The following is a 24,733-nucleotide window of genomic DNA, read 5'->3' as shown; positions in this document are numbered from 1 at the left end:
GGCCGCAGGGGGGCTACTGCACCCTCTCCGGTTCTCCCCGCTCCCCTTCGCCGGAGAGGAGGACGATATCCACCCGCCGGTTCTTGGAGCGGCCTTCGGTGGTGCCGTTGTCGGCGATGGGGCGGTATTCGCCGAAGCCGGCGGCTGAGATGGCGCCGGGATCGAAGTCGTAGGAACGGGTCAGGTAGTGGACGATGTTGGTGGCGCGGGCCGTGGAGAGTTCCCAGTTGGAGGGGAACTGGGCCGAGCTGATCGGCATGGTGTCCGTATGCCCCTCCACCCGGACCGGGTTGGAGTAGGCGGCCAGGGACTCGGCAACCTTGGCCAGGAGCGGATAGGCGCTTTCCTTGACAATGGCGCTCCCCGAGTCGAAGAAGCCCGCCTCCTTGAGGCTCACCACCAGTCCCCGGCGGTTTATGCCCACATTGACCTTGTCCTGGGCTCCTTGCTTGATGAGATACGCCTCGATGGACGATTTGATGGCCTGGAAATCCTTCTCCGATGCCCGGATCCTCCCCTTGCCGTCGGCATTCTTGCCCTGGCTCCGTCCCTTGTTGCTGAGGTCCGGCGCGATGGACGGCATGACCCGCAGGTCGGACGAATCCAGGACGGCGGGCCGCGGCGCCGAGCCGGCGGCGGTGAACCCGAACGATTCCCGCATGGATTGCATGACCTGCTCGATCTTTTCCTTGTCCGACTGCCCCATGGCGTAGAGGGTCACGAACACGGCAAACAGCAGGGTGATGAAGTCGGCGTAGGAGACGAGCCATCGCTCGTGGTTGGGTTCTTTCTCATGCTTCTTCGGCTTGGCCATGACGGAATGCTATCCCTTCTTGTCGCCGGCGCCGTGCTGGAGGAACGCCTTGAGCTTCTGCTCGATGAAGTGGGGGTTTTCGCCATTCTGGATGGCGATGAGCCCCTCGATGATCATGTTCTTGCACACGAGCTCTTCCTTGATGCCGTGCTTGATCTTGGTGCCGAAGGGAAGACAGATGATGTTGGCGACCATGAGGCCGTAAATGGTCGCCACGAAGGCCACGGCGATGCCGGCCCCCAGTTTGGACGAGTCCGACAGGTTGCCCATGACGTGGATGAGGCCGAGCACGGCGCCGATGATACCGATGGTGGGGGCGTAGCCGCCGGCCGCCTCGAAGAACTCGGCGCTCTGTTTGGAGTGTTCTTCGTAGTAGGTAACCTCGATTTCCAGGGTTTCCCGCAGTTTCTGGGGGTCGATGCCGTCCACCACGAGCGAGATGCCCTTCTTGGTAAAGGGGTCCTTCACGTTCTGGGCTTCCTGTTCCAGGGATATGAGACCATTGCGCCGGGCCTTGGCTGCGTAGCCGATCAGGTCCTTGATAACCCGCTCGGGGTCGTTGTGGGCCGGCATCAATACCTTTTTGATATCCTTGGCCGCGCCAATGATCGTTTTCATGGGGAAGCTGACGAACGCCGCCCCGAAGGTGCCGCCGAGCACGATGATGGCCGCCGTGGGCTGGATGAGGGCGGTCAGGTGCAAACCTTCCAGCAGCGCCCCGCCGAACACCGCCCCGAATCCCATGACGAGGCCTATGATTGTCGCTATGTCCATACGTCGCCTGACCTTTCCTGTTAGTCGGTGTTATGGTCCGGTTTCAGGGGGCAGCGGGGAAGGTAGCTCCCCTCCGTCTTACGCCGGAGATACTTGCGGCCGTGGCCGCCGAGCGCCCGCTTCATGACCGATGACTTGAACGTGATGATGCGGGCGACGATGGCGTCGGTCTTTTCGATGACCAGGTAGCGACGGCCATTGGAAAGCACGACATGGGTGTCCGGTGTCTCCTCGATGGCCTCGATGAGATCCGGGTTAACGAAAAAAACATCGCCGTCGAGACGTGTCAGTCTGATCATGGGGTACCTCTCCCGAAAATGGTCCGCTATGATATCGTTTCGGCCGCGGGCCGGAAAACTTTAGCTACAGCAGTGCCGCCAGACAGCGCCCGGTTTCGTAGAGGGCGCGCGTCTGGCGCGCGATCCGCTCCAATTCTTCGCCGGTGATGTTTTCGCGCATGAGGGTCAGGAATTCGGTGACCGGGGCCAGGGGGCCGTGGCGATAGCCCATGAGCTTCACCTCCGCCTCGATGGCCGACTCCTTCTCACCGAGGCGCCGGATCTCGTCCACGGGCAGAGGCTTTTTCCGGGCCGCCCGGATGATGGCCTCTGTCGTTTCAATCCCCTGTCCCGTGAGCTCCCAGAAGGTCCGCAGGGTCTCGTCGCCGGGCGCCCCGCACCGTTTCGCGCTTCCGTCGAAGCATCCCTTCCAGGCGGTTTCGCGCCGCTTGACCTGCTCTTCGTCCCGGGCGTCCACATTGAACAGGCCATCCCATGTCAGGTACCCGTCGGGGGCAAACGAACTCCGGTAGACCCTCACCCCGGCAAAATCGGCATTCCCCAATCCTCCGGAGCCGGCCAGGACCATGCGGCAGGCCGAGAAGACCGCCTTGGGAGAAATGGTGTCGCGGCAGACCGGATCGGCGCAGACCAGGCTGTAGGGGCAGGGGGAGCAGGGCAGGTCGGGCTGGAGCGCCAGGTGCCCTTCGCCGTAGGGGCCGGTGCAGCGGAAAAAGGCCGGGCCAATGCAGAGCATGACCGCGGGCACACCGGCCGCGGCGGCGAAGTGCATGGTGCCGGTGTCATTGGAGACCAGGGCTGCACAACGCCCCACCAGGGAGTAGAGCTCTTCGATCCCGGTTTCGCCCACCGCGTCCACGGCCGGCAGCTCCATGGCGGCCAGGGCCTGCTCGGCCAGGTGTTTTTCCACGGGAGCCCCGAAGAGGATGGTCCGCACCCCCAGCTCCCGCTGGAGCCGGTCCGAGATGCGGGCGAAGTGCTCGGCGGGCCAGATCCGGGTCGCCTCGCTGGCTCCCAGTTGCAGCCCCACGAGGCGTTGTCCCTTGAGCCCGTGCCGGTTCAGGAAGTCGTCGGCGAACCGCTCCCCCTTCTCCGTGGCGACCAGTTCCACCCGGCATCCGTCGGGGGGGACCTCGCCCAGCCGGGTGAAGATATCCACCAGGTTGATGGCGTTGTATTTGCGGATGTTGTCGTTGAACCAACTGAAGATGTACTGCCCCCAGAGGGTCACGATGTTCCGCTCCCCTGTCTCGTCGGCCGAAATGCCGGTGCGGCGCCGGCTCGTGACGCAGGAGGCGAAAAAGGCGGAGAGGCGCGAGCAGGTGATGTTGACCAGCAGGTCGTAGCTCCCCTCCTCCAGCTTCCGCACGAACTCATCCATCTTGAGGTAGGGGGCGAGTGGCGATTCGCCGGTGGCGATGTCCCAGGCGATGTCCTGCTTGTTGAGGACGATGGTCCGGTCGATGCCGGGGAGCAGCGGCAGGATGCCGCAGAAACGGTCCTCCACGATGGCGGTGATCCGGGCGCCGGGGTGGGCGCGGCGCAGCGCCCGCACCAGCGGTGTCGTCTGGATCAGGTCCCCGTACCGGGCTATGGCGAGAAGGGCGATCTCTTTCATTCCGGAATTTTCTCCCAGAGGACCTCGACGTTCTGGAGCATGAGGAACAGCTTTTCGGCCCGGGAAAGTTTCCCCTGGCCGGTCACGATGGTGCCGAGTGCATCGTTGAGGGTGAACCAGCGCTGGTCGGGCAGCGTGCCGAGCAGGTCGCCGAGCCCGGGATGCCGGTCCAGGTCGGCCATGATCTCGTCCCGCCGGTCCGCCCGCTGCCGGACCCGCTCGGCCAGGTGGGGAAAGGTTCCGGTCATGAGGGCCACCAGTTCCGCCATGCGGTGTTCGTAGGTATGCTCGGCCAGGACCCGGGCCATGCCGCGTCCCGCAACCTCCCGTCGAGCCTCGGGATCGGCCAGGAAGCGGCTGATCCTTTCCCGTGCCTCATCAAGACTGCCGAAGGTCTCCAACTCTCCCTGGTCGAACAGTTCCGGCAGGAGCGCGCGGCGGTCCACCAGTTGGAAGGCTCCGCAGGCGGCCAGCTCGAAGGTCCGGGGATTTACGAAGTCTCCGTCGGGCACCACCCCGTCGCAGGTGGTGGATGAGTGGAGATTCAGGTTCACGGCTGACGCATTGAAGATCTTGACCGTGGTCTCCGTGTCGATTCGCGCGCCGCCCCGCTGGATGAAGGGGACCAGGGGCGACGGGAAGGGCCAGTCGCTCCCCCAGATCCGGAAGGGGAAGTCGGTGAGTCCCTTGAAGAATATCTGCCGGTTGTAGTAGCCGGCCCCCACGAAGGAGAGGGGGCTGCCGAACTCTTCCCGTTCGGCCGGGGTCAGTTCCATGGGCCGGTGGACCGACGGGTCGGCGCAGGTGGGGAGGTAGGCATAGCGGGTAACCCCGGCCCGGGCCAGTTCGGCGGCGAAGTTGTCCGTCTGGATGCCGAAGAAATAGGACGCAGCCGGCGCTGAATCGCGCCAGTAGGGGAGCACCCGGTAGTCCTCCACGAACCAGAAAGCGGTGGGGATTCCCCGGGCCTCGATCCGTTTCATGGTCTCGGGGAGGAGCGGCGCCTGGGCCAGGGCCAGGATCATGTCGGGCCGGGTTTCCCGGGCCCGCAGCTCAACCGCCTGGGAGAGGAGCGAGGTGATCCCGGCGTGGAATGCCCGGCGGCTCTGGTTGAAGATGAATTCCTTGCCGAAATCCATGGCCACGGCCAGCCGTTCGCTCTCGAAGGGGATCACCTGGTGCCCCAGTGCCCGCAGGGCCCGTGCCGCGTGGTGGGCCGCCGGCAGCGAGCCGCCGTAGATGGGATTCACCAGCAGGATTTTGAGTCCCCCCCGGGCAGCTAGGTCATATCCGTCGGCGTACTGAGCAAGGGTGGCCATATCCGGGCTGATCCGGACCGTGGCCGGATGGGCCGTGGTATTTCCCCGCAGGAGGCGGTTGTGGCGGCGGCGGATCAGGTCGGCGGGGATCCCGGCCACCAGTTCGAACCGCTCCAGAACCGTCACCAGGTCCGACGCCTCCAGGGCCGCCCGCAGCAGCGCCGGGTCTTTTTCGATAACCGTGCCGCCGAAGCCGAGGGTTGCCAGTTCCCGCAGGTGATGGCCGAGGCCGAAGCCGACCACGGTGAGGGGCTCGGCCGGGGAAAACCGCTCCGCCTGGGCCCGGGCCCACTCTTGGGCCTCCCGGCCGGGGTTGTAGGGGGAATGGAGCCAGACGTCGCCGCTACGGGCAGTGGGCTCGCCGTTGCGGGCCTCGCCGAGATGGATACCGCCGGCCGGCGCCACGGCCTCAAGGCATTCGGCCAGGGGCGGACTGCGGCGGTGCAGGGCCGCTATGTTCTTCTCGAAATGGGACATGGCCAAAATTCCGCTTTCCTGCGTCTGCTTCGTTATCTGTGGTCTCTGCTGGTGTAAAGGGGGCCGCTGGTGGAACCATGACAACGTAGAACTACATGGCTTGGGTGATCGCTTCCCGCAATTCCCGCCCCCCTTCATAGTCGGAGGCGAAGAGCAGCACCGTTTCGATGCTCGACAGGGCCTCGGCGTAGCGGCCCGCCTTGAAGCGGATGCCTGCCTGGGCAAAGACCATGTCCAGGTCGGCCGGGTGGTGCATCAGGTACCGGTCGAGCCGTTCTCCCGCCTCGTCGAACCGGCCGGTGGCATAGGAGAGCCGGATCAACTCGTGGAGGGCCGTGAGCCCCTCGGGGTCCGTATCCATGGCCCGGGCAAAGAGGCCGAAGGCCTCGTCATGCTTGTTTTGCATGTTCCGGACCATTCCGAGGCCGCAGAGGGCCTTTGCGTTGGCAGGGTCCGCCTTGAGGGCTTTGTTGAACCAGGTGACAGCCTTCACCTGTTTCCCCTGGACCAGCGATACCACCCCGAGCCCCACCAGAGCCTTGAGGTCGGTTCCGTCGGCATCCAGGGCTTCCAGGTACCGGGCGGTCGCCTCGTCGAGCCGTCCCACCTGGGCGAGGCAGTCCCCCATGTCGGCCAGGGCCGATGAATCGCCGGCTTCTGCGGCCCGGGAGAAGGCCGCCAGGGCCTCCTCGTACTTTCCGTCTTCCTTGAGCCTGCGGGCTTCAGCTTCCGTGGCTGTTTCGCCCGGCTCCTGGTCCCGACTCTCCAGCTTCGCCAGCAACTCCATGGCCCCGCTGTACTCGGGGGAGAACACCATCAGCCGCTCCAGGGCGTTCCGGGCGTCGGCGTTCCTGCCGGCCATGTGGAGGAGTCCGGCACAGGCAAAGAGGATGTCGATGTCGCCCGGGTGATGGCGCAGGTATGACTCAAGCCGCCGGGCCGCCTCGCTGAAGCGTCCCAGCTCATAGGCAAGCCTCACCGATTCGTGCACCGCGGTCAGGTTCTCCGGCTCGGCCTCAAGCGCCCGGCCGTAGAGCTCGAACCCTTCCGCGTTCCTTCCCTGGGCGCAGCGGGCCATGCCCAGGCCGCAAAGGGCCTTCGGGTCGGCGGGGTCGGCTTCCAGTGCCCGGCTGAAGGCATCGGCCGCCTCGGCGATCCGCCGTGTCATATATCTGACAACTCCGACCCCCACCAGTGCCCGTCCGTTGGTGGGGCACAGGGCAAGGCTTTCCTCGTAAAGGGCCAGGGCGTCGTCGTATTTTTCCAGGCTCGCCAGGCAGTCGCCGAGATCGACGAGCACGGAGTTGTCACCTGCCGTCACTATTTTGACCAGATGCTCGATGGCCTCCACGTACCGTCCCTCTGCCTTGAGGGCAAGGGCCTTTTCCCGCCCCGAAACGGACGGTGTTGTCGCCGCTGGCCCGGTGGCCGGTGTCGGCGTGATCTGCTGCGGAGCCGCCGATGCCGCAGTCGGCGGAGGCGCCGCGTCTGCCTGGTAGATGCGCAGCCTGCCGTCGGCCTGCCGTTCGGCCCGGTACCCTTCGGAACGGTAGATATCCTGATGATCGCAGCGGACCTTCCCTTCCCAGCGGGCCAGGAAGCGACGGATGTTTGGGGTATCGTGGTCCTTGCGACCCTCGCTGGTCTCCTCGAAGTGGATCAGGACGCTTTCAGGGGCGTAGAGGATGCGGCGGCCCCGTTCCCCGGCCCGGAGGCAGAAATCCACATCCTCGAAACCGTTCACGTACCCTTCGTCAAAGCCGCCGAGTTCCGCGAAAAGCTCCTGTTTCACCAGCATGCAGGCGGCGGTCACGCACTGCATGAACCGCTTGCGGTTGACGGCCGGCGCGTCGGCCGGGAAGCCGTTGAAGATGTGATAGCCGATGGACTGCTCGTTGAAGGCCACCCCGGCATGCTGGGCCCGGCCGTTGGGGTAGAGGAGCCTGGCCCCCACGATGTCGGCGCCGTCCTGCTCCGCGCCCCTGAGGAGCCCGGCGAGCCACCCCGGATGGGGGATGGTGTCGTTGTTCAGGAAGACCAGGCACCGACCCCGGGCGATCCGCCCCCCCTGGTTGCAGGCCTTGGCAAAGCCCAGGTTCTTCAGGTTGGTCACGATGGTCACGTCCCCCGAAAGGGTGCGCAGGTACTCGGCGGTGCCGTCGCTCGAAGCGTTGTCCACGAGGATGACCTCGTAGTTCAGGGCCTGCTCCGTATTGAGGGCCAGGGCCTCCAGGCACTGCCTGGTGTACTCCACCTTGTTGTAGAGGGGGATGATGATGGAGACCTGCGGCGTTGCCGTGTCAGATGGTGCGGTGCCCGGTACGAACGGTTGCGATGAGATGGCCATCTCCTGCTCCTTGGCGTCGGTATTTTTTTGTGCCTGCAGCCATTCCCTGGCGAAACGCGACGGCTGGAAAAGGGTGGCCGAGTCACGGGCGTAGCGCTCAAGATTTCGCTTGAAGGGACCGTGGACGTTCCTGCGGCGCAGTTCATCCTTCCACTTGCGGTAATCGGCGTGAAGGTCTTCCTCCTGTCCGTCCAATGCCACCAGGGTGGCACTGTCGATGGCCGCCGCTTTGCCGGCGGGAAGGTGGAAACCGATCTCCTCGTCCTCCATGTAGGCGTTGAGGAGTCCAGCGCAACGGATACGGAAGCCGTAATCTGCATCTTCTTCGCCATAGAGGCCGTAATCCTCGCACCAGTTGCCCAGGAGTTCTTCGGTCCGCTTAGGAATCAGGATGCAGGCACCACCAAGGTTGCCCGGTTCTTTGAGTCTGATCCGGCAGCCGTTGAATTCATGGAGAGGGTAGCTGGTGGGCTCGAAATTGTACCCGACAGCCCCTAGCTGTGGCACCCGTCTGATCACGTCAACCAGATGTGAGAGCCATCCTGTCTTCTGGATGATGATGTCGTTGTCGAGTTTCAGGTAATAGTCGGCTGCCGGCTCTAGGCTCCATGCCAGGTTGGATGCCTTGGCGACACCCACGTTTTCGTCGAGGAGCACCAAGTTCTTGATGATTCCCCTGCGGTGCTGTTCCAGCAGGTACTCCCGGGTCCCGTCCTGGCTGTTGTTGTCGATTACCGTTAGGGTATGGGGGAAATCGGTGTGCCGCACGATTGATTCGATCGACTGACGGGTGAACTCTAGGCGATTGAAGGTGATCATGCCGATGTTGACGTATTTGGTGGCGAGAGTGACCCCTCTTGCGGCGGAGATGACTTTATCCACCAAGGTTCTGTTCATGTGAGCAATGTTCTCGGGGAGAGTAAAGGTTCGCCCCGTTGCGCCGGTTTCGATAATGTCGGTCCACCCCTTGACGACAGTGTCCCATGAGTAGCTTTCCTGCCAGTGCAAGCGACCGATTTCTCCCAGCGCCCGCCGTACGTCCGGCATAGATTGAAGCACCGCAAGATGCCTCCTGAAGTCTGCCAGATTGCTGATGATCCCGCCTGCATTGTCGTTTGCTGCCCCGCACTGGGGGGTCGCTATCCAGGGTTTCCCTTGAGCCATTGCTTCGAGGATCGTGTTTGGTGATCCCTCCCCGAATGACGAGAGAACGATTACATCGGCCGCTTTCATGGCAGCCGATACCCATTCGCGGCTGAGGCCGGGGATGTAGAGGACCTCAGGGCGCAGAGCCAGCTTGTCCTTTACCGCCTTGGCGCAGTCTGGCTCTCCTGATGGCCTGCCGACCATGACAAGTTGCCAGGAATCCGGAAGGTCATTCAGAGCATCTAGAAGGCCGCAATGGTTTTTAACCCAGTAAAGATTCGCCACGTGCAGGACCATGAAACGGTCTTTGGGGATGCCGTAGCACTGACGAAAATCACCTGCCGGTTCGGGAACCGATGAAGCGTTCGGGAGATAGGCAGGCGCAATCCCCTCAGATCGCATGAATTGCGTGTCAGGGCCTGATCTTGTCAGGGCGACCGCTACATTCGCGCCTCTCAGGATTGCTGCGAGCCTGGTTCTGAACTCGGCATGGTCTTTCCACCTGCCAAAGCCGTCAGCATTGATGATCGGTTGGAGTATCAGTCGTGTGGATGGCGGCGGCACAACGCCCTCAACGCTCCAGAGGATGGTGCCCAACGGGTCCTGCACCAGTATGCACGCATCGTAGTCGCCAGAAGTCACGGCGCTACGCACGGCATTGGGCCATTCCGGCACCCCGTTGCGCACGGCTGTGGCGTCGATGCTCAAAATACTGACGCCGTTGCGGGTGTCGGAGGTTCTGCCGGGGAAATCCGGGGTCATTACTGATACGTCGTACCCCTCCCGGACCAAGGCGGCACTGAACTGCTCCAGCCGGTTCTCGATCCCGCCGATTGATGGCCAGAAATGGCTACAGGCGATCAAAACCTTCTTGGCGTCCCTTCTGGTGGAACTGTGTCGGGGGGCAGTCCCTGCCGTGTCGATCGATGCCACGGAGGTGCCGGCGGAGGGGGTGGAAGCGAGAACGCCCTTGAGCGCAGCCACAAGCCTTTCGAATATGGCCCTGAGAGAATGGTTCCGTTCCACGGTGCGGAGGGCGTTTCGGCCGATGCGCCTTCTGAGGTCAGGTGACGCGATCAGCTCCTCCAGTTTCCGCTCCCATTCGTCGGCATTGTTTGCGAGCATGCCGTTTGTGCCGTCCTGAATCAGTGTCGAGCAGACCCCGGCGTTCTGGCAGACCGGTGCAACCCCGCCCGTCATGTAAATCAGGGCCTTCAGCGGACCGCGAATCGCATAGTCTTCCAGGCCGCAGGGGGGGGGGAAGATGCCTATGTCCATCCGGAGGACTTCGCGGATCATCAGATCCTCGTCATAGTTCGGCAGGACGGAGTAGCGCGCATGCTTGAACCCGGCCAGGGCATTCATATCCGACAGCCCGAGGATCAGCAGTCGGAGGGAGAGCTTCGGATATTTCAGGGAAAGGCGCTCCAGGGGGTCACGGACCACGTCCAGGGCGGTCATGGTGCTGGCGGTGCCTACCCAGCCGGCCACGACATCGTCGTCGGTCCTGGGCGCGAGGTTTTTCCTGATCTCCGCGAAACGTTCCACCTGGGTGCAGGCCGGAATGACGTGAACATTGCTGTTGTATCTTCTGCCATAGGATGCGACGAATTCGTTGTCGCTGAACACCGCGTCTGACGCCGTCAGGATCGCCTCAAGGTCCTGCCAGCCGTTCCAGCGATGATGGGGCATCCAGAGGGCGTCTGTCAGATCGAAGATAATCTTCGCAGTTGTCCTGGCCCGCAGTTTGGAGATGAGGCTCAGGTACGGAATCTTCAGCAAATAGACAGCGTCGAAGCCAATGGCGCGTTCTGCAAGCAGATCTTCGGTCGTCTCTTCGATGTCGATGAATTCAACGGTCCATCCGATTTCCTTGAAGAGGTCGGAGAAAATCAACCCTCTGATACGGGCAGTGATGGAACCCATGTTGTTGAAAAGGATAATCAGGATACGTGGGCTGGTGGCAATTGATTTCATGGGCGATATAGGTCCTGGCGAATAAATTGTAGATAGGGATGGTATTAGTTTAAGTCGATCCCTGGTTCTTATGGGCCTCGATGCGCATGTCGCGCCACGGCACATGGGTTTGGGCCGGAAGAATCTGGACGGATCCGAATCCGGCGTTGTTCAGCTCGCCCGTAAGGTGCCAGCGGGTCCAGCTGAAGGCGTTGGGGGTATAAACCTCCTTCCGCTGGAGTTGGTCGACCCCAAAGGCATGCAGGGCGCGAACCCCTTCGAGATACTCGTCGAAATTGCCGATACTGCTCAGGATCTTCTGGATGGCGTTTTCGAGGTTTACCGTTTCGATCACCAGCTTCCCGCCCGGTTTGAGTAGCCGGTGAGCCTTGGCAAAGAGATCCCGGGCCTGCCAGAGATTCAGGTAGTTGAGCGAGTGCAGCATCAGGATCTCGGAGACGGTTGCTGGTTGGAAAATCCGGTCGATCTGCAGGAAGTTTATACAGAAGTCAGTTTTGGCATCAGGGTTGGAGTCGATGTTGAAATACCCTTCCCGGTAATCGACGCCGCTCCCCAAATTGATTCTGATGGTGCCGGTGTTGATTGAGAGCCGAGTTGAAGTGCCGTTCATTGGTCTGCCTGCCTCCCATAAAGTAGAAATAGTCATAACTCAGAAAGACCGTGCCCGCCTCAGCAGGGCGATCGATTGGGCAACACCCTGTGCCAGCCCGCCTTCGAAGCTGAAGCCAAGGGACTCGAACTTTTTCCTCGAAACATTGTAGGAGAGCTGGTTCATGATCCTGGTGTCGACCAGTTCAACCTCAACGTCGGTAACGTGCGGGGTGATGGCATCGAGTATTTCCCTGACGGTGGCGTTGATGGTCAGCACGTTGTAGGTCTCTGTGTCGAAATGGCCGTTTCTGATGACAAAGGCCAGGGCGCGCACAGCATCGCCAAGGTCCAGGTAGGGGCGCTTCTGGTCCATGGCGGTGCGCCAGACGGTGATCGGTTTCCCCATGCAGGCCTGCCATACGAATTTGTTGACGGCGGTGTGGAATCTCATGCCCGCAGAGATGCCGAAGATAGTTCCGAACCGCAGAGCCACGAACTGCAGCCCTTCAGTTTTCGACAATTCTTTCAGCATCAGTTCCGCCTTCAGTTTCGATTCGGCATAGGGGCTCTGGGGCTGGAGCTCTTCGACGGAGCAGTTCTCGTCCACCACGTCGGCTTGGGTGCCGTAGACGCTGGTGGTGGAGAGAAAGATCATCGCAGTCTTTTGTCGGACGCAGGCCCGGGCGATCCTCTCGGTGCTGTCGTAATTCACCAACTCCACTTTGTCCTTGTTGTCGAAGCTGCTGGCAGCGTCGGTTATGGCTGCCAGGTGGATCACGACGTCGACGTCGGACAGGAGAGCATCTAGGTCGCAGGTAAGGACGTCCTTTTCAAGAAACCGGTACTTCCCATTTTCCGGCAGACTGAAAAGGGAGCAGTACCGTTGGGTAGAAAGGTTGTCGATAATGACAATGTCGGTTTTCGGCAGCAGTGAGGGGAATTCTCGGATCAGTTGCGAACCGATGTGGCCAAGACCGCCGGTGACGAGTATTTTCATGGCACTTACCTCAGGTAGTTATTCAGACAGGATGCGAAATAGTCCCGGGTCTCCGCCAGCCCCGCGGCCAGATCGTACGCCGGCGCCCAGTCGAGGGTCTCGCGGATTTTACGGTTGCTGATGACCGCATCGCCGATTTCGATGGATTGGCGGTCCCTGGGCCATTCGATAAATCGCACGGATCCCAAACCGATGTGTTCAACCGTGAGCTTTGCAGTCTGCGCGACGCTGTAATGATCATCAGCCACCGCGAAAAATGTCTCACCGATCGCATTGTCATTCTGGGCCGCGCAGACGAGCGCATTGATGGCGTCATTCACATACAGGACATTCCGAAGCTGATTGCCTTCGCCATACACCGTGATTTCTCTGTTTTGGAGGGCAAGACCGACGAAAAAATTGTTAAAGGTGAAATCACTGCTGTGAATCGCGGCGCGGGGGCCGAAAACGTTCGGTAGTCTCACCACCGTGATCGGTATGCGATGGGCGCTCCAGTATATGAGGGCATATTTTTCCGAAGCGCACTTGTTTGCCGAGTAGATATCCGTCGGGAATTCGGGGTGGCTTTCATCCGCGGGTTGATAGTGAAGCTTCCCCAGTTGGGTCGTGGTGCCGATATGGATGAAACGGATTGTCCGGTTGTAGCGCCGGGCTGCCTCCAGCAGGTTAATGACGCCCCGGCTGTTTGCATCCAGGTTCAGCCACGGTTCCCGCATGGAAAAGGGGTGAGACGTGGAGGCGGCGCAGTTGAAAAGGATGTCTTTATCAATAATGCACTCCGCCAGTCGGTCGAAGTTGAGGATGTCGTGCAGTCGCAACTCGATATCCGACTTGATGTCGTTGATATTGTAAAGATTACCCCCGGAGTTGGGGTCAAGACAGTCGAAAATGGTGACCGCCGCGCCCAGCTCCAGGCATTTGTGCGCAAGGTTGCTGCCGATGAAGCCGAGTCCGCCGGTTATGAGCACCTTCTTGTTTTTCAGACTCGGCAGTGTAAGGGTGCGGTTCGCGCTCATGGAGAGTCCTCGCAGTTGCGATTTAGCGGCCCAGGATCGTCCGGATGCCGTTGCAGATGGCGTCGATCTGTTCTTCCGTTAGGTTCATAGCGCAGGACAGGTTGATTCCGCGGACCGATATGTCATAGGAGACGGGGTTTCGTTCCCGATAGCGCTCCTCGCAGCCGGGATATGCCGGTAGTGAAGAGAGGGGATAGAAGAACGGCCGGGACGGGATGCCGACTTCGTTGAGCTTTTTCATGGCATCAAGCTTGGTCATGTTGTGGCTCTTGCCGAACACGACTCCGGTCACCCAGACGCTGTTGACGATGTGATCGGGCTCGGCGTTGAACTGAAGATCCTCAATGCCGGCGAGCCGCTCCGTGTACATTCTGAAGATCTCCCTTTTCCTCCCGACCAGTTCGTCCAACCGCTGGAACTGGGCGTAGCCGAGGGCTGCCTGGACATTGAAGGGCATGTACTTGTAGGTAACCTCGAAGTTGAAGTAGGCGGGGCCACCGGCACGGCGGCCATGGTCACGGAGAACCATGCAGCGCTCGTAGAGCTTCTCGTCGTCCAGCAGGAGCATTCCTCCCTCGCCGGTGGTGAGGGTCTTGGTACGGTGGAAGCTGAACACCGACCCGATGCCGAATTTGCCGGCCCTGGTTCCCTTGTAGGTGGAGCCGAGCGCCTCGGCAGCGTCTTCGATAAGGAGAATCCCGTGGCTGTCGGCGATTGCCGCCAGTTCGTCCATCCGCGGCATGTTGCCGAAAAGGTCCACGGCGATAATGGCCTTGGTGCGGGGGGTGATGCTCTTTCGCACTGACTCCGGATCGAGGCACCAATCGTCGGGATCGATGTCGCAGAAGACGGGGGTCGCGCGGAGGTAGGTTATCGGCGCTGCCGAAGCAATCCAGGTGCATTCGGGTACGATCACCTCGTCTCCCTCCGTGATTCCCAGGGCGGTGAGCAGCAGGTGTATCGAGGTGGTGCAGTTCGGCGTCATGATGCCGTACCTGCGATTATGGTATTTCGCGAACTCCTTCTGGAACGTCTCCACGTAGTGGTATGCGTTCTCGTACCAGCCGTTGCGCATGGCGTCTTCGACGGTCTTGATCTCCAGTTCGGTTATCCACGGCCCTGCCATATGGATGGTGTTCATTGATCTTCCCCTTGATGTTGATCTGCTCTGCTGATTGGTCTGGCCGGCACGCCGACCACGGTGGTCGCTGGCGGGACGTCCCTTGTGACGACCGCGCCCGCGCCGACAATGGCATCGGCGCCGATGGATATGCGCGGCAGGACGGTTGCCCCCGCACAGACCCACGAGGCTACCCCCATGTGGACGATGCCGCATAGGGTTGCGCCGGGAGCCAGCTCGGCTCCGTCCTCCAGGATATCCTCATGGTCGACGCTGGCGCCGGTGTTGACGATACAGGCTCGCCCGAGTTTGGCCTCGGCGCAGACAATGGCTCCGGCGAGAATCTGGCAGCCGATGCCGATTTCCGCATTGTCCGCGATCCAGGCGGTGGGGTGGACGACCGTTACCGGCTGAAGCCCCAAGGCGGCAAGCTGATCGTGAATGCGCAGCCGGGCGCGGCCGTGCGGGTTACCTATGGTGACACAGAAGCCGATCTCATACGGGTCGCGCGCTACGAGCCAGTTAGGCAACTCTTCCCATCCCCGGTAGATTGGGACATCGGGGAAAGGAGACGCGAGCCCCGGCGTGTCGTCGAACACTGCCACCACGCTCGCTCTATGGAGTTCGATGATCGGGCGGATTACCTTTGCCTGCCCTGTTCCGCCATAGAGGATTACCTGGCGGGGGAACGTGTTGATATGCTCATTCATGGGCGCCCTTGTCTCAGACGCCAGCTTTCCGGCGCAGGAATCCTTTGAGGCAGCCGGTGTTGCCGGTCCCGAAAAAGTGTTCCCAGCGGTCGTCAACCTCGAACTGGGGATTTTGGCTGATGAATTCTTCGATCGCCCTGATGGCGCCACCGTTGAATTCGGGTCGTGTAAGTCCGGCGGCTCCGTCCTCGACGATGAAGTAAGAGTTGGGGGTAACGTACGGGGCAAAGGTGTGCATCACTTGGATGGTGTTTTCGTAGGTATGCGCGGAGTCCTCAATGACGAGCACCCGGTCATGGGGCTTGATGATTGCCGGATCGAAGGACTTCCAGCCCCCTGGATGGAAGGTGACGTTCGGATGCTCGAACAGTTCCGGCGCCCCCTCGTCAACGATGTCGTAAGTATGGAGATGCCGGTCGCCCCCCAGAATGCGGAGCAGATCCCCGAAGAGAAGGGCCGAGCCGCCGCGGCAGGTGCCGATTTCCAGGACAATCGTCGGACGGACCAGAAAGAAGATCATCTGGTAGGCGACGAGGTCGCAGGGGTGCTTGAGGCAGGTGACATTGCGGTACGACTCGTAGTAGACCCCTTCGTCAACATCGTCGGTATGGGGAGGCTGGTGGGTTATGACTTTTCCAGACAGGGCGCCGGCAGCCTGGGGGAACAGTTCTGCCAGCACATTGTGGGTGAACACCTGGGTTGACCGCGGAATATCGGGGAGCCGGGTGCCCGTGTGGAACGTGACAAAGGGGATGATGGGTGTCAGGTCAACGTGCATGAACGCCAGTTTCAGCAAGGCGAGGGAGGGCTCGTAGACAATGGGAGAGAGCCCCCTTTGTACAAAGGGAACAATGTGGTAGCCGAAACCGAATCCGAAGAACAGAATCCGCTCCTGTGAAAACTGCGAGAACACCTGCTTTGAGATTACTTCGCTTTCAGCCACGGGATTCTCGAGGGAATGTACCGCCTTGCCTCGGAAGACCGGAATGGCGTGGCCGGACTTGGAGCTGGTTACCGAGATATCGTCGCTTTCATTGAACTCGGCAATTTTCGATGCGAGTAGCGGCTGATGTTTGTAAAGCGAGTTGAGGTTTTTTGCGTAGTATGTCCGTTCCGTGCCGGCAAAATCGTTGACGGTACCAAGGATCATGGTTGTTGAGCCTCCAGGGGTCATTTAATCGAAGCCGTGGCCTGCCAGTCGTAGCCTATCTCGTCGTCATTATGGGCAATCCTGCCCTCTTCGCTTTGGTCGTATATGGTTGAAGTGACATAGAACAGACTGACCGGACCGCTGATGCACTTGCAGCCGTGGGCGACTCCCGGCGGGATGCGAAGCACGCGCGCGGGGTGGTTGTCTCCCATGAACAGCTCCATTGTTTCGCCGCACGTGGGGGAATCCGGCCTTTTGTCGTGGAGTGCCACCTTGAGGACGCCGCACCCCACATACCACCAGTCGATCTGGGTGTTATGGATATGCCAAGCCTTCGCGACTCCCTGATACATGAGGGAGTGGCTCAGTTGGCCGAACCCCTCGCCGAAAAAGTCATCGGTTACCCGGATGAGCTCGCGGAAAAATCCGCGTTCGTCGGTGTGGGTCACTAGCTCTTTTATGACGACTCCGTCAATCATTGGCGTGCTACCTCGTCCGTTCAAATTCGCTGATGGCCGCAGTCACTTTCAGGACATCGCTCTCGCCGAGCTCGGGATACATCGGCAGGGAGAGAACCTGGCTGGCGGCGCGGTCGGTTTCCGGCAGCGGGGCAGTGTGCAGGCCCGCGTATGCCGGCTGGAGGTGGACAGGGACGGGATAGTGGACCAGTGCCTTGATGCCTTCCCTGTCAAGGTGTCGCAGCAACTCGTCCCGGTGGGGGGTGCGGACCACGTACAGGTGATAGACATGATGTGCCTGCGGCCGTGGTTCGGGCAATATCAAGTGTGAGCCGTGCAACTCCCGGTCGTAGACCGCCGCCAGTTGCCGCCGTCTGTCATTGTCGGCGTCGAGGTGGCGTAACTTCACCCGGAGCACCGCCGCCTGGATTTCATCCAGCCGCGTGTTCCAGCCGCTGACCGCGCTCACGTAGCGATCTGCCCAGCCATACTCCCGCAGCAGTTTCGCCGTGCGCGCCAGGTCAGGATCGCCGGTTACTACCATTCCGCCGTCGCCTAGGGCACCGAGGTTCTTGGTGGGATAGAAGCTGAAGCAGGCCATGTCGCCGAAGGAGCCGGCCTTCCGTCCGCCGTAGGACGCTCCGTGGGCCTGGGCGCAGTCCTCAATAACCCGCAGGCTGTGGCGCCTCGCGATGTCGACCACTCGCTCGATGCTCGCGGGCTGTCCATAGATATGGACAGGGATCACGGCCCTGGTCTGGGGGGTTATAGCCGCTTCTAGGAGGTTAGGGTTCATGCAGAACGTGTCGGGTTCAATGTCAACGCAAACGGGGGTTGCTCCGGCCAGTTCAATGGCCGCGACCGTGGCGACCGCTGTGTGGGAGACGGTGACGACTTCGTCGCCTGGCCCGACGCCGCATGCCTTAAGAGCGAGGTGGAGTGCCTCGGTGCCGCTGCCGACGCCTATCCCCTTGTCCACTCCGACGTATGCGGCGAACTCTGACTCGAACGCGCGGACTTCATCACCGAGGACGTATCTCCCTTTGTCCAAAACCGACCGGATTGCCCCGTCGATTTCATCCTTGTGAGCGAGGTACTGGGCCTTTGGATACCCGCAGAGAATCATTCGATCACCTTGACCTGGGGGACATAGACGATCCACTTGCCGCCGCCGCTTCGGAAGTCGCCTTCCTTGGCCATGATCTCTACACTGTGGTTCCAGGCGAACAGGAGAGCGTAATCGGGATACCTTGCTGCAAAGTCTCCGTATGGCCTGACCGGGATATGGGCTCCGGGGGTGAATTTCCCCTGCTTGGCCGGCGTCGTGTCGCTGATGAACTCGATCAGGTCCGGGGTGATGCCGCAGTAGTTGATGATGGTCGTGCTCTTGGACGTGGCACCGTAGCCCACTACCCGCTTTCCTTCCGCCTTCAGGTGCTCCAGCAGCGATTTCAACTCAGAGCGAGATTTTTCGCAGTTCAGGCGGAACCTCTCGTAGGTTTCGAGTCTGTGGAGCCCCAGTTCCTCTTCTTTGCGAAGCTGGGTGAGGACTGCCGGAGAAACGGGGCGCGCCCCCTTGTGGGCGATGACGTACCGCATGGAGCCGCCGTGGGTCGTCTGGGGCTCGATGTCCACCAGTTCAAGGCCGTGTTGCGCGAAGGCATAGCCGATGGATCTCAGGGAAAAGAGAAAAACATGCTCATCGTAGATCTGGTCGTAGGACGTTTTCTCGATTACGTCTCCCAGGTAGGGGTCTTCGAACATGACGATGCCGTCATCCTTCAGGAGAATTTTGATGCCGGCGATGATCGAATGGAAAAAGGGGATGTGGCACATGACGTTGGCGGCCAGGAACGCGTCGGCTTGGCCGTGTTCTCTCACGATATCCCGGGCAGTCTCTTCATTGAAGAAACGGCAGATGGTCTGAATCCCCTTTTCACGGGCCGCTGCGGCGACGTTGGCCGATGGTTCGATGCCCAGGTGCCTGATCCCCTTGACGGCGAAGTGTTGCAGCATGATACCGTCATTACTGCCAATCTCCACAACGAACGGGTCATTCTTCTCCTTCAGACGGTCGGCGATAACCTGTTCCGCGAACTGCTTAAAGTGGATACCCATCAGTTTCGATGTGCCAGAGAAAAAGTGGTAGTGTTCATTGAACATTTGTTCTGGGTCGGGTTGGTCGACCAGTTGCACCATGCCACACTGTTCGCAGAATGCCGCCTTCATTTCATAAAAGTATTCTCCGTCGAAATCAGGGGGCGTAAGGAATCCGTTCGCAATGGGCATCTGCCCGTACGAAATGAAGGGGCTGATATGGGCTTGGCAGATCCTGCACGTCGTCATGAAATGTGCTCTCCTTCGAGGAACTATTGGTCTGAGTGGGGTAATGCAATGGATGTGCCGTACGCTGTGGTCGGCTTGGTGTCTAAAAGCGCAGCCAAAAGCACTGTCGTTCGCTTTAAGAGATTACGTGATTTTTGTTGACTGGACAGGATGTCTGTTGCGGGGGATGTTAGGAGGTGTCAAAAAAATGATTGATGGTGCCGGTGGTCGCCGGGGTAATGGTGCAGGCATCGACGGAGCCGACCTCGCATGGCACCATCGATAACCGCTCGAAGGGATTGCAGTTAATTGGGTAGAGAAGTAGTGTCAATATTTTGTATGCATTATAGCTGGCAACCGGCGACGTTCCCGAAACTCGAGCGTCAATCTCGACCTGACAGGTTCCTGGTGAGTGTCCCAAGGTGTCCAATGACCACTCTGCGGTCGAATCGTAGTCGCGCACGATTGTCCATGCCTTTCCGGGGGCTTTCAACCAGAAGCGGAATTCACAGATGGAATTGGGTGTCGGTCCAGCTTCATGGATGCCGGGACTGCAGAGGGTTTTTCCCGGGTTAGACGTTTTTTTCTAAAGTTTCCCTGCGGCATTCCGATATGTGGTCATAGGGAGTGTTATATTCTCAGGGAGAGATGCCATGAATATCGAAGCCACCAGTGGGACAGGACCATCCGCGGTTGCGGTTGTTCCGGCAATTGTGGCCAAGTCGCGGCAGGATGGAGAGGGGAAACATGCTCAACGGCCCGTGGAGCAGACCCGCGAGCCCGAGAAGGACAAGGGCAAGAGCGAAGAGGAACGGGTCAAGGAGGCGGCTGAACGGATCAATGCGTTCATCGAGTCGGTCAGCCGCGATCTTGAATTTTCCGTGGACAAGGACACCAACAGAACGGTCGTCAAGGTCCTGGCACGGGAAAACGGCGAGGTGATCCGGCAGATTCCCGCCGAGGAAATCCTCAAGATCGCCAAAGTCCTCGACGAGCTCAAGGGGCTGATCATCCGGGAAAAGGCCTGATATGAGCTGATCGCCGCATGTGGCGGCAACGTGCCGCCAGGGGGCCGGGGCGCGCGCCGGGGTGGTGCATTCCGTCTGCCGGCTGGGTGCCGCGATAATCGGGTGTTGACTGAAACACAGAGACGCGCGGCAGAGAGCCGCGCGTCTTCTTGTGTCTGGTATGCCCCTGCCCGCGGCAGCGCTCAGTCGCTGATGAAAAAATTCTTGTTCTCCTCGTAAGTCTGGGCGAACAGTGTCACGTCACGCTGGAGAGCCTCGGGCGTGTAGCCGAGTAGATGCGCCTCCGGCGTTTTTCCCAGATCGAGCTCGTCGTCCGGGTGGCGCTCGCCGATGCCGAGTTTCTTGCAGAACTTGTCTGCCAGGCAGGTGGTGGCGGTCAGAAAAAGCTCGTACTGGTCCGACAGCCCTGGGTTGGGAAAGTCGTGGTGGTGCATGACCGCCGCGGAAAGGGTCTCCGGGAAGTTCCACTTGCGGATGACGAGTGCTCCCACCTCGGCATGGGAAAAGGAGTAGATGCTCCGCTCCACGCCCTCGAACGGCAGCCCCTCATTGTAGCAGCGCATCATTACCTGCTGGTATTTCGAAGGATCCAGGTCGTTCATGATGGTCTTGCCGATGTCGTGGAACAGCCCGGCCAGAAACGCCGTCTCTTCGTTGACGAACTTGCCGTTGGCGCTGATGATCCGTGCGGCGATGGCGGCGCCCACGGCATGCTCCCAGAGCATTTTCTCCGTAAGGCCGAAGCGTTTGCAGATCTGCTTGAGGGACGCGGCCACCACCAGGCTCTTGAGGGTCCTGAATCCCAGGAGCATGATCGCCCCGGACAGGGTGTTGATCTGGCGCTGACAGCCATAGTAGGCCGAGTTGGAGAGTTTGAGGATGCGTGCGGCTACGGCTGGATCGGCTGAGACCGCCTGGGCGATCTTCTCGATCGTCACGTCCTCCTGCTCGATCATTTCGATGACCTTGGTGGCGACGAGCGGGATGGTCGGCAGGTCCACGGCGGAGAGAATGAGGGTTTCCAGTTCCTTGTTCATGGGGCACCTGTTCGGGGTAAGCATCTGCGGACGACAAATGTTCAGAATAACATGCAATTTCCTTGCCTAAAGTGTGACGTGCGACCGGTTGTCGCCACTGATTGCATTGGGAGGGCCGAGGTGCTATTGTCGCACGGGCAGCCAGCATTTCAGGGGGATCCATGGTGAATATCACGAGCGCGGAATTTGTCACGAGCGGCACGAGGCCTGAGCACTACCCGCCCGGCGACCTTCCCGAGATCGCCTTTGTGGGGCGATCCAATGTCGGAAAATCGTCACTCATCAACGTGCTCGTGAACCGCAAGAGCCTGGTCCGGACCAGTTCCACGCCGGGGCGCACCCAGCTCATCAACTTCTTTCGGGTGAATGGCGGCCTGATGCTGGTTGACCTTCCGGGCTACGGGTTCGCCCGTGTCCCGCCGGAGGTGAAAAAGCAGTGGGGCCCATGGTCGAGACCTACCTTGCGGGACGCTCCTGCCTCGCCTGCGTGGTGCTGATCGTGGATGTCCGCCGGACGCCGGCCGAGGAGGACCGGCTCATGCTCCAGTGGCTGCGGGCCTACGACATCCCGGTGCTGGTGGTCATCACCAAGTGCGACAAGGTCTCGAAGAACGAGCGGGCCAAGCAGGCGGCCCTGATCAGCCGGACTCTCGGCCTGGCCCCGGACGAGACGGCTTTCTTCTCCGCCCTTTCCCGCGAGGGACGCGACGCCATCTGGGCGCGGATCGAGGCGATCATGGCCGAAGAACACCCGCAGGCAGAGGAGGGCGCTCCGGAATGACCGGTCGCCAAGGGCGTTGACTTTTACAGCCCGCTCTGCTACAAGTCTTTGAACAATCGAATATTTCAAGCGTTCAGGTGCTTCCACTCCCACGGTGGAAGGTAAAAGGGAAAAGGGTGAGAATCCCTTGCTGTCCCGCAACTGTGAACGGTGATGAAAGCCGCAGCAATGCCACTGGAGTCCTTGTTGATGTGAAGGCGTGAAATACGTCTTCTTCCGGGAAGGCGCGGCGAGTAAATTGATCCGTGAGCCAGGAAACCTGCCCGAACGCATGAGCAGCGGCCTCCGAGGAAGAGGTGCCGAAGCCATCGTCAATTCAGCCACGGTATTCGAGCCCCGCCCCCTTGTCAGGAGGCGGGGTTTTTCATTCATGGCACAGATCATTTTCATAACGGGCGGCGCCCGCAGCGGCAAAAGCCGCTTGGCCGAGGAACTGGCGGCCCGGTTGGGTGCTCCCCTCGGCTACCTGGCCACCGGCTCTGCCGGCGACGGGGAAATGGCCGAACGGATCGCCCGGCACCGGGCGCGCCGCGGCGATGCCTGGACCACCATCGAAGAACCCCTGGCCCTGGCCGAGGCCCTGGCGGCCCAGGACGGCCGGTTTGCCGCGGTTCTCGTGGATTGCGTCACCCTCTGGCTCTCCAATCTCCTCTTTTCCCTGGACGATCCAGCCCGTGTGCTCGATGAAGTCGAAACATTGACGCGGACATTCCCTTCCCTCCGGACCCCGCTCATCATCGTATCCAACGAGGTGGGCATGGGGATCGTGCCGGAGAACCGGCTGGCGCGGCAGTTCCGTGACCTGGCCGGCGAGGCCAACGAGCGGATCGCCGCCGCGGCCGACGAAGTCTACGTGACGTTCAGCGGACTCCCGCTGCGCCTCAAATGAATCCTGAAAGACAATCCTGAAAGACGAGGTACTGCATGACGCTGCTGACCGAAGCCCTGTCAAAAATATGTCCCGTAGATGCCGAACTCATGGCCCAGGCCCAGGCGCGGCTCGACAACAAAACCAAGCCCGTCGGCTCCCTGGGACGACTGGAGGAGTTCGCTCGGCGTATGGCGGCCATCACCGGCAGCCTTGCGCCCGATACGGAGAAGAAGGTGGTCTTCACCTTTGCCGGCGATCATGGCGTGACCGACGAGGGCGTGTCGGCCTTTCCCCGGGAAGTGACCCCCCAGATGGTCTACAACTTCCTGAAGGGCGGTGCAGGGATCAACGTGCTCGCCCGCCACGTGGGAGCCAGGTGCGGGTGGTCGACATCGGGGTCGATCACGATTTCGGCGACACCCCCGGCCTCATCGTCCGGAAGGTTGCCCGGGGCACCCGCAATTTCGCCCAGGGCCCGGCCATGACCCGGGAGGAGGCGGTGGCTGCCCTGGAGGTGGGGATCGGCTTGGCGAACGAGGCTAAGCAGGAGGGGGTCGCCCTGGTCGGCACCGGCGAGATGGGCATCGGCAATACCACGCCGTCGGCTGCCATCATCGCCGCGTTCTCGGGGCTGCCGGTCCCGGCGGTGACCCACCGGGGGACCGGCATCGGCGATGGGGCCCTTGCCAACAAGGTCCGGGTCATCGAGGCGGGGCTGGCCCTGAACCAACCCGATCCGAAAGATCCCATCGATGTGCTGGCAAAAGTCGGAGGACTGGAGATCGCCGGCATCGCCGGCCTGATCCTCGCTGCGCCGCAAACCGGCTGCCCGTGGTGGTGGACGGCTTCATCTCCACGGCCGGGGCTCTGGTGGCCTGCGAGCTCAATCCCCATGTGCGGGATTACCTCTTTGCGGCCCACCAGTCGGTGGAAGTGGGGCACCGGGCCATGCTCGACCGCATCGGCGCCGCACCGATCCTGGACCTCCAGATGCGCCTCGGCGAGGGGACCGGCGGTGCCCTGGCCATGGGACTCATCGAAGCTGGGGTCAGGATTTTGACGGAAATGGCCACCTTCGAGGAAGCGGGTGTAGCGGAAGGGGACTATTGAGACTCTGTTTCATCGCCCTTCAGTTCCTGACCGTTGTTCCGCTGCCGTTCCGGCTGCGCTGGGACGAACGTGCCCTGGGACGCTCCATGGCCTTCTTCCCCCTGGCGGGGCTCACCCTGGGAGCACTGCTGGCCGGGGCCGACATGCTCCTGGCGGCGGTGTTGCCGCGGTCGGTCAGCGACCTTTTGCTGGTGGCGCTGCTGGCCGGGGTAACCGGCGCGCTGCACCTGGACGGCCTGGCCGATGTCTGCGACGGGCTGGCGGCCCGTGGCGGCAGGGAGCGTTTCCTGGCAGTCATGAAGGATTCCCGGGTGGGTGCCGTGGGGGTGGTGGGGCTCGTGCTCGGGCTGGCGCTCAAGTACCAGGCTCTCCTGGCGGTGCCGGACGACTTGAAGCGTCAGGCGCTCTTGCTTTTTCCCGCCGTGGCCCGCTACGCCCAGGTGCAGATGACCGTGGGCGCCAACCGCGCCCGGCAGGACGGCCTCGGCGCCGCCTTCATCGCCGGAGCCGGGGTGTTCCACCTGGTGGCGGCCGGCACGATCATGGCCGTTGCAGCCTGGGTGCTGCTTGGCCCGCCGGGCATGGCCCTACTCGCCGCGTCCGTTCTCTTCACCGGCGGGTTCCGGTGGTGGTTCCACCGGCATCTCGGCGGGGTCACCGGTGATGTCATCGGCTGTGCCAGCGAACTGAACGAGATCCTCTGCCTGCTGGCCATCCTGGCTTTGCAGCGGATCTGACAGTCCCGTACGGGTGCGTTCCTTCCATGCT

Annotated in this window: 19 protein-coding genes, 2 pseudogenes and 1 other annotated feature; of the genes and pseudogenes, 5 read left to right on the top strand and 16 right to left on the bottom strand. The window is 61.3% G+C overall.

Annotated elements, in window-relative coordinates:
- Nucleotides 1-13: 13 nt before the first annotated feature.
- The 15 genes from A2G06_14255 to A2G06_14185 all read right to left on the bottom strand — a co-directional run bounded on the left by A2G06_14255 (nucleotide 14) and on the right by A2G06_14185 (nucleotide 19,159).
- Nucleotides 14-814, bottom strand: coding sequence for a flagellar basal body stator protein MotB (locus tag A2G06_14255; GenBank protein ID ANA41223.1), 801 nt, complete (start codon nucleotides 812-814; stop codon nucleotides 14-16).
- A 9-nt stretch (nucleotides 815-823) separates the two neighbouring features.
- Nucleotides 824-1,588 (bottom strand): flagellar motor protein MotA, encoded by a 765-nt coding sequence (locus A2G06_14250; protein ID ANA41222.1) that lies wholly within the window; start codon nucleotides 1,586-1,588, stop codon nucleotides 824-826.
- 20 nt (nucleotides 1,589-1,608) lie between these two features.
- Nucleotides 1,609-1,887 carry a flagellar protein FlbD gene (locus tag A2G06_14245; protein ANA41221.1) on the bottom strand — a complete coding sequence of 93 codons (279 nt, stop codon included), beginning with the start codon at nucleotides 1,885-1,887 and terminating at the stop codon, nucleotides 1,609-1,611.
- A 64-nt stretch (nucleotides 1,888-1,951) separates the two neighbouring features.
- Nucleotides 1,952-3,505 (bottom strand): heptosyltransferase, encoded by a 1,554-nt coding sequence (locus A2G06_14240; protein ID ANA41220.1) that lies wholly within the window; start codon nucleotides 3,503-3,505, stop codon nucleotides 1,952-1,954.
- On the bottom strand, nucleotides 3,502-4,824 hold the full coding sequence (locus A2G06_14235; GenBank protein ANA41701.1) for a hypothetical protein: 1,323 nt from the start codon (nucleotides 4,822-4,824) through the stop codon (nucleotides 3,502-3,504). Before A2G06_14235 ends, A2G06_14240 begins: the two co-directional genes overlap by 4 nt.
- 568 nt (nucleotides 4,825-5,392) lie before the next feature.
- Nucleotides 5,393-10,771 (bottom strand): hypothetical protein, encoded by a 5,379-nt coding sequence (locus A2G06_14230; GenBank protein ID ANA41219.1) that lies wholly within the window; start codon nucleotides 10,769-10,771, stop codon nucleotides 5,393-5,395.
- Between the two features lie 49 nt (nucleotides 10,772-10,820).
- On the bottom strand, nucleotides 10,821-11,381 hold the full coding sequence (locus A2G06_14225; protein ANA41218.1) for a hypothetical protein: 561 nt from the start codon (nucleotides 11,379-11,381) through the stop codon (nucleotides 10,821-10,823).
- Nucleotides 11,382-11,420: 39 nt separating this feature from the next.
- A complete protein-coding gene (locus A2G06_14220; protein ANA41217.1) occupies nucleotides 11,421-12,359 on the bottom strand; it encodes a nucleoside-diphosphate sugar epimerase in 939 nt (312 codons plus the stop codon).
- Nucleotides 12,360-12,364: 5 nt separating this feature from the next.
- Nucleotides 12,365-13,375: a hypothetical protein gene (locus A2G06_14215; GenBank protein ANA41216.1), complete on the bottom strand. Its 1,011-nt coding sequence runs from the start codon at nucleotides 13,373-13,375 to the stop codon at nucleotides 12,365-12,367.
- A gap of 22 nt (nucleotides 13,376-13,397) precedes the next feature.
- A complete protein-coding gene (locus A2G06_14210; protein ANA41215.1) occupies nucleotides 13,398-14,516 on the bottom strand; it encodes a pyridoxal-5'-phosphate-dependent protein in 1,119 nt (372 codons plus the stop codon).
- Nucleotides 14,513-15,205, bottom strand: coding sequence for a hypothetical protein (locus A2G06_14205; protein ANA41214.1), 693 nt, complete (start codon nucleotides 15,203-15,205; stop codon nucleotides 14,513-14,515). The genes A2G06_14210 and A2G06_14205 overlap by 4 nt, the downstream gene beginning before the upstream one ends.
- A gap of 13 nt (nucleotides 15,206-15,218) precedes the next feature.
- Nucleotides 15,219-16,355, bottom strand: coding sequence for a hypothetical protein (locus A2G06_14200; protein ANA41213.1), 1,137 nt, complete (start codon nucleotides 16,353-16,355; stop codon nucleotides 15,219-15,221).
- A 20-nt stretch (nucleotides 16,356-16,375) separates the two neighbouring features.
- A complete protein-coding gene (locus A2G06_14195) occupies nucleotides 16,376-16,834 on the bottom strand; it encodes a hypothetical protein (protein ANA41212.1) in 459 nt (152 codons plus the stop codon).
- Between the two features lie 7 nt (nucleotides 16,835-16,841).
- On the bottom strand, nucleotides 16,842-17,939 hold the full coding sequence (locus tag A2G06_14190) for an erythromycin biosynthesis sensory transduction protein eryC1 (GenBank protein ID ANA41211.1): 1,098 nt from the start codon (nucleotides 17,937-17,939) through the stop codon (nucleotides 16,842-16,844).
- On the bottom strand, nucleotides 17,936-19,159 hold the full coding sequence (locus A2G06_14185) for an SAM-dependent methyltransferase (protein ID ANA41210.1): 1,224 nt from the start codon (nucleotides 19,157-19,159) through the stop codon (nucleotides 17,936-17,938). Before A2G06_14185 ends, A2G06_14190 begins: the two co-directional genes overlap by 4 nt.
- Before the next feature lie 632 nt (nucleotides 19,160-19,791).
- Between A2G06_14185 and A2G06_14180 the strand changes: the two genes are divergently transcribed.
- Nucleotides 19,792-20,166, top strand: coding sequence for a flagellin (locus tag A2G06_14180; protein ID ANA41209.1), 375 nt, complete (start codon nucleotides 19,792-19,794; stop codon nucleotides 20,164-20,166).
- A 182-nt stretch (nucleotides 20,167-20,348) separates the two neighbouring features.
- Here A2G06_14180 and A2G06_14175 read toward each other — a convergent pair whose 3' ends face one another.
- A complete protein-coding gene (locus A2G06_14175; protein ID ANA41208.1) occupies nucleotides 20,349-21,203 on the bottom strand; it encodes an HD family phosphohydrolase in 855 nt (284 codons plus the stop codon).
- Nucleotides 21,204-21,364: 161 nt separating this feature from the next.
- On the opposite strand from A2G06_14175, the pseudogene A2G06_14170 reads away from it, so the two are divergent.
- The 4 genes and pseudogenes from A2G06_14170 (at nucleotide 21,365) to A2G06_14155 (ending at nucleotide 24,702) form a co-directional block, all read left to right on the top strand.
- Nucleotides 21,365-21,984: pseudogene (locus A2G06_14170) on the top strand (YihA family ribosome biogenesis GTP-binding protein).
- A 58-nt stretch (nucleotides 21,985-22,042) separates the two neighbouring features.
- Nucleotides 22,043-22,266 (top strand) — a binding site (cobalamin riboswitch).
- 88 nt (nucleotides 22,267-22,354) lie between these two features.
- On the top strand, nucleotides 22,355-22,873 hold the full coding sequence (locus A2G06_14165) for an adenosylcobinamide kinase/adenosylcobinamide phosphate guanyltransferase (GenBank protein ID ANA41700.1): 519 nt from the start codon (nucleotides 22,355-22,357) through the stop codon (nucleotides 22,871-22,873).
- 35 nt (nucleotides 22,874-22,908) lie between these two features.
- Nucleotides 22,909-23,965 (top strand): annotated as a pseudogene (locus A2G06_14160) (nicotinate-nucleotide--dimethylbenzimidazole phosphoribosyltransferase).
- Nucleotides 23,962-24,702 (top strand): adenosylcobinamide-GDP ribazoletransferase, encoded by a 741-nt coding sequence (locus A2G06_14155; protein ANA41207.1) that lies wholly within the window; start codon nucleotides 23,962-23,964, stop codon nucleotides 24,700-24,702. Before A2G06_14160 ends, A2G06_14155 begins: the two are co-directional and overlap by 4 nt.
- Nucleotides 24,703-24,733 lie beyond the last annotated feature (31 nt).

The sequence above is a fragment of the Geobacter anodireducens genome, from assembly GCA_001628815.1.
In the GTDB taxonomy this organism is placed as follows: domain Bacteria; phylum Desulfobacterota; class Desulfuromonadia; order Geobacterales; family Geobacteraceae; genus Geobacter; species Geobacter anodireducens.
Note: the sequence above shows the minus strand (reverse complement) of the source record. Positions and strands in the feature narration are given on the sequence as shown.

What these genes read in the sequence shown, in the direction of transcription:
- A2G06_14200 (ANA41213.1), bottom strand. Translation starts at nt 16,355, where the DNA reads ATGATCCTTGGTACCGTCAACGATTTTGCCGGCACGGAACGGACATAC.
- A2G06_14250 (ANA41222.1), bottom strand. Translation starts at nt 1,588, where the DNA reads ATGGACATAGCGACAATCATAGGCCTCGTCATGGGATTCGGGGCGGTG.
- A2G06_14215 (ANA41216.1), bottom strand. Translation starts at nt 13,375, where the DNA reads ATGAGCGCGAACCGCACCCTTACACTGCCGAGTCTGAAAAACAAGAAG.
- A2G06_14195 (ANA41212.1), bottom strand. Translation starts at nt 16,834, where the DNA reads ATGATTGACGGAGTCGTCATAAAAGAGCTAGTGACCCACACCGACGAA.
- A2G06_14175 (ANA41208.1), bottom strand. Translation starts at nt 21,203, where the DNA reads ATGAACAAGGAACTGGAAACCCTCATTCTCTCCGCCGTGGACCTGCCG.
- A2G06_14190 (ANA41211.1), bottom strand. Translation starts at nt 17,939, where the DNA reads ATGATTCTCTGCGGGTATCCAAAGGCCCAGTACCTCGCTCACAAGGAT.
- A2G06_14185 (ANA41210.1), bottom strand. Translation starts at nt 19,159, where the DNA reads ATGACGACGTGCAGGATCTGCCAAGCCCATATCAGCCCCTTCATTTCG.
- A2G06_14225 (ANA41218.1), bottom strand. Translation starts at nt 11,381, where the DNA reads ATGAACGGCACTTCAACTCGGCTCTCAATCAACACCGGCACCATCAGA.
- A2G06_14180 (ANA41209.1), top strand. Translation starts at nt 19,792, where the DNA reads ATGAATATCGAAGCCACCAGTGGGACAGGACCATCCGCGGTTGCGGTT.
- A2G06_14245 (ANA41221.1), bottom strand. Translation starts at nt 1,887, where the DNA reads ATGATCAGACTGACACGTCTCGACGGCGATGTTTTTTTCGTTAACCCG.
- A2G06_14220 (ANA41217.1), bottom strand. Translation starts at nt 12,359, where the DNA reads ATGAAAATACTCGTCACCGGCGGTCTTGGCCACATCGGTTCGCAACTG.
- A2G06_14235 (ANA41701.1), bottom strand. Translation starts at nt 4,824, where the DNA reads ATGGCCACCCTTGCTCAGTACGCCGACGGATATGACCTAGCTGCCCGG.
- A2G06_14205 (ANA41214.1), bottom strand. Translation starts at nt 15,205, where the DNA reads ATGAATGAGCATATCAACACGTTCCCCCGCCAGGTAATCCTCTATGGC.
- A2G06_14230 (ANA41219.1), bottom strand. Translation starts at nt 10,771, where the DNA reads ATGAAATCAATTGCCACCAGCCCACGTATCCTGATTATCCTTTTCAAC.
- A2G06_14240 (ANA41220.1), bottom strand. Translation starts at nt 3,505, where the DNA reads ATGAAAGAGATCGCCCTTCTCGCCATAGCCCGGTACGGGGACCTGATC.
- A2G06_14165 (ANA41700.1), top strand. Translation starts at nt 22,355, where the DNA reads ATGGCACAGATCATTTTCATAACGGGCGGCGCCCGCAGCGGCAAAAGC.
- A2G06_14210 (ANA41215.1), bottom strand. Translation starts at nt 14,516, where the DNA reads ATGAACACCATCCATATGGCAGGGCCGTGGATAACCGAACTGGAGATC.
- A2G06_14255 (ANA41223.1), bottom strand. Translation starts at nt 814, where the DNA reads ATGGCCAAGCCGAAGAAGCATGAGAAAGAACCCAACCACGAGCGATGG.